Genomic DNA, 3,447 nt, shown 5'->3' on the forward strand with positions numbered 1-3,447 from the left:
TCGGGGCTCTGGTTGCGCCATGCCTCGCAGCCCTGCAGGTCGGCGGCGCTTGGGCGCCCGGCATGCAGGCGCGCGAGCCACTGCGCGGCTTCGTCGAGCAGCCGGGGATCGACCGGGGCGCCCGCGGCTCTCATGCGCCCTGCGCCAGCATCAGCCGCAGGCACTGCCGGAACCCCTGCGCCATGTAGCGCGTGACGGTGCGCACGCTGAGCTTCAGCCGCGCGGCGATCTCGTCGTAGGACAGGCCTTCGAGCTGCGACATCAGGAAGGCGGTGCGCACCGGCGGCGGGAGTTCGTCGAGCAGGGCGTCGAGTTCGTGCAGCGTTTCGAGCAGGATGGCGCGCTCTTCGACCGAGGGCACCAGCGCCTCGGGCAGCAGGGCCAGCGAGGCCAGGTAGGCGCGCTCGAGCGACTGGCGCTCGAAGTGATTGACCATCAGGCGCCGCGCCACGGTCGTGAGGTAGGCGCGCGGCTCGCGCAGCGGCGGAATGGCGTCGGCGCGGTAGCCGGTCCACACGCGCATGAAGGTGTCGTGCGCGATGTCCGCCGCGTCGCAGCTGTTGCCGAGCCTGCTCCGCAGCCACCCGCAGAGCCACCCGTGGTGATCGCTGTAGAGCGCGTGGACCTCCCGCTGCAGGGCTGATTCGCCGACCACCATGCGCTTTCTCGTGCAGACCTGCTGCCGCCCTCTGTTTCTAAATAGGAATCCTTCGCATTGTAGTGCCTTGTGGCTACCTGGCCCCGCGCAATTCAGTGGCCGGCGCGCGGCAGCACGAAGGTGAGGGTGGCTTCCAGCCCGTCCTCGTCGGCCTCGCTGGTGTCGCTGCGCGGGCGCACCAGCGAGGCCGCGATCACGTTGAGGCCGCTGCTGCCCAGCGTGACCGTGGCGCGGCCCTCACGGTCCGTCTTCACGCGCGGACCCGCGGTGTGGCCCGTGAAATCGCCGATCACCTCCACACCCGCCACCGGCCGGCCCTTCGACAGCACGCGCACCGCGAGGCGCTGGCCGCGCCGCAGCGCGAAGGGATCGGCCAGCGGCACGATCTCCAGCTCGGCACCGATCGGCGCGAACGGCAGGCGGACCGGCGCGAGCAGGGTCGTGCCGTACTTCATGTAGTGCCCGGCCTTGCGCGCATCGGGCACCTGCAGGCGCGAGCCGCCGACCCACTTGCCGTCGCGGCCCTGCGACCAGAAGCCGTCCTCGAGCGCCACCCACAGCACGGCCACGTCCTTGGCCGGCTCGACCACCGCGTTGCGCGCACGCGCCGACACCTGCACCTGCGACGGCGCACCGGTGGCGGTGAAGGCCTTCGTCTCGCGCAGCTGCCGCGGCTCGTAGGCCTCGTCGAGCGCGCCTTCGCCGAGCACCACGGCCAGCTCGCCCGCGCGCTGCGCGACCCACACGCCGTGGGCCAACGACGCGCCGCAGCACAGGGCCGCGAGCGCCAGGACCATGTTCCGCAGGCCACTCCTTGCATCGATCTTCATGCGGGCCTCCGTCAGAAGTTGGCCGTCATCGACAACCGGACGATGCGCGGATTGCCCTGCGTCACGCCGCCGTAGTTGACCGAGCTCCAGTAACGCCGGTTCGTCACGTTCTCGATCGACAGCCGCAGGATCGACTGCGCGCCCATCAGCCGCGTGACATAGGCCGCACCCAGGTCCCAGCGCGTGAAGCTCGGCACGATCAGCGCGTTGGCGCGGTCCAGCGGCCGGTTGCCGACGTGGTAGATGCCGGTGTTGAGCGACAGCCCCGGCACCGCCATCAGCCGGTAGTCGAGGAACAGGTTGGCCTGGAAGCGCGCCACGTTGCTCGGGCGGCGGCCCTCGAGCGCGGGGTCGCCGGTCTCGCGCTGCTGCGCGTCGAGCCAGGACACGCCGGCAATGCCACTGAGTTGCGGCGTGATCTCGCCATTGGCCGTGAATTCCACGCCGCGATGCCGCTGGCGGCCCTGCTGGCGGAAGACGTTGTCGGCCGGCGAGACCGCCTGCAGCGGCTTGTCCATGTCGAAGGCCGCGGCCGTCATCATCAGCCCGTCGCGCACGCGGCTCTTCACGCCGATCTCGTACTGCCGGCTCTTGATCGGCCCGAGCTTCTGCAGCGCGTTGTCGGCATAGCTCGGCGCATAGGCCCCCTGCTCGAAGCCCTCGCCGTAGGTCGCGTAGAAGGTGGTGCGCTCCGAGGGCTTGTACATCGCGCTCACCGTGGGCACGGTCACGTTGGTCGTGTACTTCGGCGTGCCGTCGTACTTGCTGCCGATGTCGCTGCTGTAGTCGATGTGGCGCGCGCCGACCAGCAGCTGCCAGTTCGGCCCGAAGGAGATCGTGTCGCTCGCGAACAGGCTGCTCTGGCGCGCCTTGCTCGCGGGCAGGTGCGTGTCCTCGGGGATGAAGGGTGCGAAGTAGGGCCGCGGCCGGTAGATGTTGCCGATGTACTGCGGGAAGCGCAGGTAGTCGCCGTCGGGCGACTGCAGGCTCGAGTACGAATAGCCGATGACCGCCTCGTGCCCGATCGATCCCGTGTCGAAGCGCCCGGTCGCGAACACCTGGCCCGCGGTGGTGGGATAGGCCTCGCCCTCGTAGCGCGTGTTGCCGGCGAGCACGTCGCCGTTCGGCGCCACCTTCGAGGCATTGAAGAAGATCGCGTTGCGCTTGGTGCGGCTCAGCGCGAGCTGCGCCGTCAGGTCCCAGTTCTCGCCGAGCGCGTAGTTCAACCGCGCGCCGAGGTTCCAGGCGTCGGTCTTGTACTGGCCCCAGGGCTGGCCGACCAGCGTGCGCGGATCGAAGCTGCGCGCGGGCACCAGCAGGCCGTCGCTGCGCGGGCCGATCATGCCGCTGGCGGCCAGCGACTTGCGCTGCCAGTCGAAGTCGAGCTGCAGCAGCGCGTCGCGGTTGAGCTTGATGTCCACCGCGCCGCTGAGGAAGTCGCGCCGCAGGTCGCCGAAATGGGTGAAGTCGCCGACCCGCTCGCTCGCGGCATTGAAGCGGTAGCCCACGGTGCCGGCCTCGTTCAGGGGGCCGCCGGCATCGACGCTGGCATAGCGCCCGCCGTAGCTGCGCACCTCGGCGCTCACGCTGGCGAAGCGCTCGCGCGTCGGGCGCTTGAGCACGTAGTTGACGATGCCGCTGGGCTCGCCCACGCCGTACAGGAAGCCCGACAGCCCCTTGAGCACGTCGACGCGCTCCTTGTTCTCCAGCGGCACGTCGCTGTAGATGTTCGCCAGCAGGCCGTCGCGGCGCACGTTATTGAAGGAGTTGGCCGAGAAGCCGCGCACCGCGACGCCGTCGAACGAGGAGAAGCCCGAGGTGGGCGTGACGGAGGGATCGTTGCGCAGCACGTCGAGCGCGGTGCGCGCGCGCTGGTTCTCGATGGTGTCGACGGTGTAGGAGCCGACCGCGAAGGGCAGGTCCTGCAACGATCGCACGCCGAGCGCGCCGGCGTTCACG

4 protein-coding genes are annotated in these 3,447 nt (G+C 70.1%); all 4 read right to left on the bottom strand.

Annotated elements, in window-relative coordinates:
* The coding region (locus tag AC27VN_RS36260; protein WP_490879761.1) for a FecR/PupR family sigma factor regulator at positions 1 to 134 on the bottom strand (134 nt) is incomplete at its 3' end.
* On the bottom strand, positions 131 to 658 hold the full coding sequence (locus AC27VN_RS36265; RefSeq protein WP_296782198.1) for a sigma-70 family RNA polymerase sigma factor: 528 nt from the start codon (positions 656 to 658) through the stop codon (positions 131 to 133). The genes AC27VN_RS36265 and AC27VN_RS36260, both read right to left, overlap by 4 nt.
* A gap of 92 nt (positions 659 to 750) precedes the next feature.
* Positions 751 to 1,488: a DUF4198 domain-containing protein gene (locus AC27VN_RS36270; RefSeq protein ID WP_490879759.1), complete on the bottom strand. Its 738-nt coding sequence runs from the start codon at positions 1,486 to 1,488 to the stop codon at positions 751 to 753.
* 11 nt (positions 1,489 to 1,499) lie between these two features.
* On the bottom strand, positions 1,500 to 3,447 hold a 1,948-nt coding region (locus AC27VN_RS36275), incomplete at its 5' end, for a TonB-dependent siderophore receptor (RefSeq protein ID WP_490879760.1).

The sequence above is a fragment of the Variovorax sp. 20P10.2.4 genome, assembly GCF_058244205.1.